The sequence below is a fragment of the Marinobacter sp. UBA2498 genome (assembly GCF_002341575.1).
Lineage (GTDB): Bacteria > Pseudomonadota > Gammaproteobacteria > Pseudomonadales > Oleiphilaceae > Marinobacter > Marinobacter manganoxydans.
The window spans coordinates 1-6,371 of record NZ_DDOI01000105.1 but is presented as its reverse complement, the minus strand read 5'-3'; the positions used below and the strand labels follow the sequence as shown (position 1 = coordinate 6,371).

The window sequence follows — 6,371 nt, the reverse complement described above, 5'->3', positions numbered from 1 at the left end:
ATGTGCTCGTAGCGGTTCCCGGGAAGGGGCGTCTGCCTCACTCTACCCGCCAACTTAGCAGGCTAGAGGGACCGGAGCCCCTCAATCAAAGCATCATTCTGCTCAACAGTGCCAATAGTGATTCGCAGAAATTCGCTAATTCGGGGCTTATTGAAGTGCCGGACGATAATACCCTGCTCCCTCAGGCCTTTGGCCAAAACCTCGCCCGGCTGATCTTTATGACGGGCAAAGATGAAGTTTGCCTTGGAGGGTAACACCTCGAATCCAAGATCTTCGAGGGCGGTAATTACACGCTCGCGCTCGGAGATCACGCCCTCGCAGCACTTCCGGAACCAGGCTTCATCCTCGTAGGCCGCCTTCGCGCCGGCCAGGGCCAGGCGGTCCAGCGGGTAGCTGTTGAAGCTGTTCTTCACCCGGTTCAGGGCCTCGATCAGGTCTGGGTGGCCGACGGCGAAACCTACCCGCAAACCGGCCAGTGACCGCGCCTTGGAGAGCGTCTGGGAGACCAACAGGTTCGGGTACTTGTCGACCAGGGTGATCGCCGACTCACCGCCGAAATCAATGTAGGCTTCATCCACAACGACGACGCGGTCCGGGTTGGCAGCCAGGATTTCTTCCACATGCTGCAGCTCGAGATACCGGCCGGTTGGCGCATTCGGGTTCGGGAAGATCACGCCGCCGTTGGGCTGCTTGAAGTCGTCCGGGTTGATTTCGAAGCTTTCTGTCAGCGGTACTTTTTTGCTCTCGATGTTATAGAGGCCGCAGTAAACCGGATAGAAGCTGTAAGTTATGTCCGGAAACAGGATCGGTTCGCCATGCTGGAACAGGCCAAAGAAGATGTGGGCCAGGACTTCATCGGAGCCGTTGCCGAGGAAGATCTGTTCCGGCTTTACCTTGTTGTACGCCGCGATAGTCTGGCGCAGGCTTTCGCCTTCCGGATCCGGATAGAGGCGCAAGCCGTCGTTCAGTTCGGCCTGGATGGCTTCGATGACTTTTGGTGAGGGGCCGAAGGGGTTTTCGTTGGTGTTCAGCTTCACCAGGTTGGCCATTTTTGGCTGTTCGCCTGGTACGTACGGAACCAGGTCGTTTACCAGGGGGCTCCAGAATTTGCTCATAGCTTTTGCACTCCGTTTGGTGCAGACGGGCGACGGGCAGCTCAATCTCCGAGAACCGCTACGAGCACCCGCAAGCGGGTCCGGCCAGCAATCTCAGATTGCTGTCGTGTGGCTATCGCATGAAGCTCCGCTTCATCATCGCTCTGCCACACCCATGTGCGCTTGGCGTCGGCCATCCATGGCCGCCGACATTCTCGGAGATTGAGCTGCCCGCCGCCCTGCATACATAGGGGGTGAAGTCTTTTAATCTTTAATACGATATTCCGCCGACCGGGCGTGGGCGGTTAAGCCCTCGCCACGGGCAAGAACCGACGCCACACGCCCCATTCGATCAGCACCGGCAGCGCTGAAGCCGATGATGGAGGATCGCTTCTGGAAGTCGTAAACGCCCAGCGGTGAAGAGAACCGTGCGGTGCCGCTGGTGGGCAGCACGTGGTTCGGGCCGGCGCAGTAGTCGCCCAGGGCTTCTGCGGTGTAGCGGCCCATGAAGATGGCGCCGGCGTGGCGAATGTCTTCGAGCATGGCCTCGGGGTCTTCGACCGACAGCTCCAGGTGCTCCGGGGCGATGCGGTTGGAGACTTCGGCGGCTTGTTTCAGATCGGCGACCTGGATCAGCGCGGCGCGGTCGGTCATGGAGGTGCGGATGATGTCGGCGCGCTCCATGGTTGGCAGCAGTTTGTTGATGCTGGCTTCGACGGCATCCAGGAATTCGGCATCCGGGCTGATCAGGATGGACTGGGCCTGCTCGTCGTGTTCTGCCTGGGAGAACAGGTCCATGGCGATCCAGTCGGGGTCGGTTTTGCCGTCGCTGATCACGAGGATTTCCGAGGGGCCGGCGATCATGTCGATGCCGACAACGCCGAAGACTTCGCGCTTGGCGGTGGCGACGAAAATGTTGCCGGGGCCGACGATTTTATCAACGGCAGGAATGGTTTCTGTGCCATAGGCGAGCGCGCCCACGGCCTGGGCACCGCCAACGGTGAAGACCCGGTCAACACCGGCAATCGCTGCGGAGGCCAGGACCATGTCATTCACCACACCATCCGGTGTCGGAACAACCATCACGACTTCACTGACACCCGCGACCTTTGCGGGAATGGCGTTCATGAGCACGGATGACGGATAAGCGGCTTTCCCGCCGGGCACGTAAAGACCCGCCCGATCCAGCGGCGTTACCTTCTGGCCGAGCACGGTTCCGTCTTCGTCTTCATACTGCCAGGACTTCTGGTTCTGGCGTTCGTGGTAGTCGCGAATTCGCTCAGCCGCTTTTTCAAGGGCAACCCGCTGGTCCTGGGGAATCGCGTCCAGGGCCTGCTGCAAACGGCTTTGGTCCATTTCCAACTCGGCGACGGACCCAACCTTCAGGCGATCGAATTTCTCGGTAAATTCCAGAACCGCCTGGTCACCCCGGGTTTTCACCTCATGCAGGATGTGGCGCACCGACTCGTTCACCTGATGATCAACGCTGTCGTCCCAGGCCAAAAGTTTGGCCAACGCATCATTAAAGTCACTTTGGGAAGCGTTCAATCGGGTGATCTTGGCGGTCATAACTCAAATCCTGTATGGGATTAACGACTAACTGACTCTGGCCGGCCCTGACATCAGGTCCGGCGTTTATCCACAGCTGCGGACATCTTTTCGATTATGGGGTTAATACGCTCGTGTTTCATCTTCATGGAGGCACGATTGACCACCAGCCGGCTGCTGATGTGTTCAATCAGTTCCCGGGCCTCGAGGCCGTTCGCCTTCAGCGTGTTGCCGGTGTCGACAATGTCGACGATCTCGTCGGCCAGCCCGAGAATCGGAGCCAGCTCCATGGCACCGTATAACTTAATAATGTCTGCCTGACGGCCCTGGGCCGAGTAATATCGGCGGGCCAGGTTTACAAATTTTGTTGCCACCTTGATACGACCGGATGGCGGAGTCTGATCTTTTGGGCCGGCGGTCATAAGGCGACACCGGGAAATGTTCAGATCCAGTGGCTCATACAGCCCTTCCCCACCATGCTCCATCAGCACGTCCTTGCCGGTCACACCAAGGTCCGCCCCGCCGTACTGAACATAGGTCGGCACGTCGGTGGCCCGGATGATCAATACCCGCACATGGGGATCCGTTGTCGGGAACACCAGTTTGCGCGACTTTTTGACGTCGTCGATCAGCTCAATGCCCGCTTCTGCGAGCAGCGGCAGGGTCTCTTCCAGGATTCGTCCCTTCGACAAGGCGATGGTTATGGAATCTGTCATGGATTCTTCCGGTTTCCCGTAGTGTCTGGATAGATGTCTTTCACGCTGGCAGGCGGCGGATGGTGGCACCCAGCAACTGCAGTTTCTCTTCAATACATTCGTACCCGCGGTCTATGTGATAGATGCGGTCTACGATGGTATCGCCGTCGGCCATGAGGCCGGCAATGACGAGGCTTGCCGAGGCCCTGAGGTCCGTGGCCATAACCGGCGCGCCGGTGAGGTGGTCCACACCCTTGATGATGGCGGCATTGCCCTCGAGCGCGATGTCCGCACCCATGCGGATCAGTTCCTGCAGGTGCATGAACCGGTTTTCGAACACGGTCTCCACGATGGTGCCCGTGCCCTCGGCTACCGCGTTCATGGCGGCGAACTGCGCCTGCATGTCCGTGGGGAACGCCGGGTAAGGCGCGGTACGAAGGCTCACCGCTTTCGGGCGATTGCCTTTCATGTCCAGTTCAATCCAGTCCGGGCCGGTATTGATGTGGGCGCCGGCCTCTTCAAGCTTGAGCACAACGGCTTCCAGCAGATCTTCCCGGGTATCCTTGAGCTTCACCCGGCCCCCGGTTGCAGCAGCAGCCACCAGGTAGGTGCCGGTTTCAACACGGTCTGGCAGCACGTTGTAATGGCAACCGTGCAGGCGCTCAACACCGTTGATCTCAATGGTGGCGGTGCCGTGGCCCTTAATATCTGCGCCCATGGCGATCAGACACTCGGCAAGGTCAACAACCTCCGGCTCGCGGGCCGCGTTTTCCAGGATGGTTTTTCCGTCTGCCAGGGCAGCGGCCATCATCAGATTCTCGGTGCCGGTTACGGTAACGGTGTCCAGGAAGATGTGGGCGCCCTTCAGGCGACCGTTGGTCTTGGCCTTGATGTAGCCATTTTCGACCTTGATCTCCGCACCCATCATTTCCAGGCCGTGGATGTGCAGATTCACCGGACGACTGCCGATTGCACAGCCGCCTGGCAGGGAGACTTCTGCTTCGCCGAAGTGAGCCACCAGCGGACCCAATACCAGGATTGAGGCACGCATGGTTTTCACCAGCTCGTACGGTGCGTGGAAATGCTTGATGGTATTGGCGTGAATTTCCACGCTCATTTTCTCATCAATAATCACTTCAACGCCCATGCGACCCAGAAGTTCGATCATGGTGGTTACGTCGTGCAGGTGCGGCAGGTTGCCCACGGTCACCGGCTCGTCTGCCAGCAAAGTGGCTGCCAGGATTGGCAGCGCAGCGTTCTTGGCACCGGAAATCCGGATTTCACCATCCAGAGGCTTGCGGCCCCTGATCAGAAGTTTATCCACAATAAATATCCTGTTTTGTCCGGGCCATTCAGCCCTGGCGCTCAGCCCATTCAGCCGGAGTAAATGCTTTCGGATGAAGTGCGTGAATTGAGCCATCCATGATCTGCTGGAACAGCGCCTTATTGATCAGCTGCTGGCGTTTGATGGTCGGCAGGCCTTCGAATACATCCCCCACCACGACGACCAGGTAATGGGTACCATCAACCTGTACCTGAACTTCACAGCCGGGCAATGCTTCTTTGACCAGCTCGGTGACTTGGGCGGCATCCATAGAAAATCCTCGGGTGTTATGAAATCAGGGGCGAGATTGTAACCAATTCCGGCGCTCGGGTCAGCTTTACTGTCCGGCAAACAAAGGGCCGGGGCCGGAAAAGTCAGTGGGCGGGATGAACGGATTCCGGACCGAACCCCGCGAGCTGGCCGTCGAGGTTGCTCAGGGCCGCCAATGACGCCAAACGGCCACTGACACCCTTGAACGACAGGGCAATGCCTGACTGAGCGGCGAGGCGCTGCCAGCAGAGCAACATCGACAGCACAACACTGTGGGCGGTGACCAGACCATCCAGGTCGACAACCAGATCGCCGGATGCCGACCGGATCAGCTTTTCACCCTCTTTTCTCAGGCTGATCACAGTATCTGTGGTCACCTCGCCCGAGACGATCAGAGCGCCGTCGGAGAGCTGGACCCGGGGCAGCCCTGCGGTCATGATTTATCCACTTCCTGGTCCAGGTTCAGGGACTCAACGGCATCGCTCCAGCCGTCGATGACCGCCTGAATCTGGCCACGGTTTTCTTCCATTTCCTGGCTGAACCGATCCCGGAACGCCAGACCGATGTTTACGCCTTCAACGATGATGTTTTCCATCAGCCATTTGCCGTCGGCGTTCTTGTACATCGAATAGGTGACCGGGTAGCGGGTTCCAGAGGCGCTGATGACTTCCATCTGTACCGACGCGCGCTCGTCGCTCTGGGGGTTGATGGTCGCTTCCTTGACCTGGATCTCGAAGTTTTCCGCATTCACCAGAGCCTGCGCATAACTGTCAAACAGGCTGCGCTTGAACTTGACCACGAATTCGTCCCGCTGTTCGGGCGTGGTCTGGCGGGCGTAGCGGCCCATCACCCGGGCCGCAATGCGGCGGAAGTCGACAAAGTCCGTCAGCGCCTGGTCCATGCTTTCATAGAAGGCTTCGGGATCCTCCTCATAAAGACCGCGCTCTTCATTGAGCTTTTCCACAAGGCGCTGGGTGTTCTCATCCACGTATTGGCGGAGATCCTCCGCTTCGCCTGCCTGCGCCGGCGTAACCAGAACCAGGGCCATCAGAAGGCCGAGCAGAATGTGGTGTTTCAGTGCAAACATCAGGATCTCCTGTTAAATCTTCCCGGCCCGAATCAGCGGCCCGATGCAAAGTTGCTGATCAGTCGCTCCAGGTTCATGGCCGACTGGGTGGAATAGAAGGTATCACCCTCTTTCAGCGAATCCATCTCGGCCCCGATCGATATATCAATGTACTGCTCACCGAGCAGGCCGGATGTACGTATAACTGCGGAACTGTCCGACGGGATATTGTCCACATCCGAGTGAATCGACATTTCCACCCGGGCCTGGAACGTCTCTTTGTTCAGGCTGATGGACTCGATGGTGCCAACCGTCACCCCGGCCATGGAGACCCGCCCCCGGGGCGTAAGCCCGCTAGTATCGTTGAAATTGGC

General features: G+C 58.6%; 8 protein-coding genes. All 8 read right to left on the bottom strand.

From position 1 onward, the window contains the following. Positions 1-62: 62 nt before the first annotated feature. Positions 63-1,115 carry a histidinol-phosphate transaminase gene (hisC, locus tag B2W52_RS14700; RefSeq protein WP_273071655.1) on the bottom strand — a complete coding sequence of 351 codons (1,053 nt, stop codon included), beginning with the start codon at positions 1,113-1,115 and terminating at the stop codon, positions 63-65. A gap of 243 nt (positions 1,116-1,358) precedes the next feature. Continuing rightward, a complete protein-coding gene (gene hisD, locus B2W52_RS14695) occupies positions 1,359-2,663 on the bottom strand; it encodes a histidinol dehydrogenase (protein WP_053112670.1) in 1,305 nt (434 codons plus the stop codon). Between the two features lie 53 nt (positions 2,664-2,716). Next, on the bottom strand, positions 2,717-3,358 hold the full coding sequence (gene hisG / locus B2W52_RS14690; protein WP_008170183.1) for an ATP phosphoribosyltransferase: 642 nt from the start codon (positions 3,356-3,358) through the stop codon (positions 2,717-2,719). Positions 3,359-3,398: 40 nt separating this feature from the next. After that, positions 3,399-4,661, bottom strand: a complete 1,263-nt coding sequence (murA, locus tag B2W52_RS14685; protein WP_273071652.1) for a UDP-N-acetylglucosamine 1-carboxyvinyltransferase — start codon at positions 4,659-4,661, stop codon at positions 3,399-3,401. 28 nt (positions 4,662-4,689) lie between these two features. After that, a complete protein-coding gene (locus tag B2W52_RS14680; RefSeq protein WP_008170179.1) occupies positions 4,690-4,932 on the bottom strand; it encodes a BolA family protein in 243 nt (80 codons plus the stop codon). A gap of 103 nt (positions 4,933-5,035) precedes the next feature. Then, positions 5,036-5,368: an STAS domain-containing protein gene (locus B2W52_RS14675; protein WP_273071650.1), complete on the bottom strand. Its 333-nt coding sequence runs from the start codon at positions 5,366-5,368 to the stop codon at positions 5,036-5,038. Next, entirely contained in the window at positions 5,365-6,018 is a 654-nt protein-coding gene (locus B2W52_RS14670) for an MlaC/ttg2D family ABC transporter substrate-binding protein (protein ID WP_273071648.1), read from the bottom strand. The genes B2W52_RS14675 and B2W52_RS14670 overlap by 4 nt, the downstream gene beginning before the upstream one ends. Before the next feature lie 32 nt (positions 6,019-6,050). Next, a partial coding sequence (mlaD, locus tag B2W52_RS14665) for an outer membrane lipid asymmetry maintenance protein MlaD (RefSeq protein ID WP_286803667.1) occupies positions 6,051-6,371 on the bottom strand: 321 nt, incomplete at its 5' end.

Coding starts and splice junctions, on each gene's coding strand:
- B2W52_RS14680 (WP_008170179.1), bottom strand. CDS start 4,932: ATGGATGCCGCCCAAGTCACCGAGCTGGTCAAAGAAGCATTGCCCGGC.
- hisG (WP_008170183.1), bottom strand. CDS start 3,358: ATGACAGATTCCATAACCATCGCCTTGTCGAAGGGACGAATCCTGGAA.
- B2W52_RS14670 (WP_273071648.1), bottom strand. CDS start 6,018: ATGTTTGCACTGAAACACCACATTCTGCTCGGCCTTCTGATGGCCCTG.
- hisC (WP_273071655.1), bottom strand. CDS start 1,115: ATGAGCAAATTCTGGAGCCCCCTGGTAAACGACCTGGTTCCGTACGTA.
- hisD (WP_053112670.1), bottom strand. CDS start 2,663: ATGACCGCCAAGATCACCCGATTGAACGCTTCCCAAAGTGACTTTAAT.
- B2W52_RS14675 (WP_273071650.1), bottom strand. CDS start 5,368: ATGACCGCAGGGCTGCCCCGGGTCCAGCTCTCCGACGGCGCTCTGATC.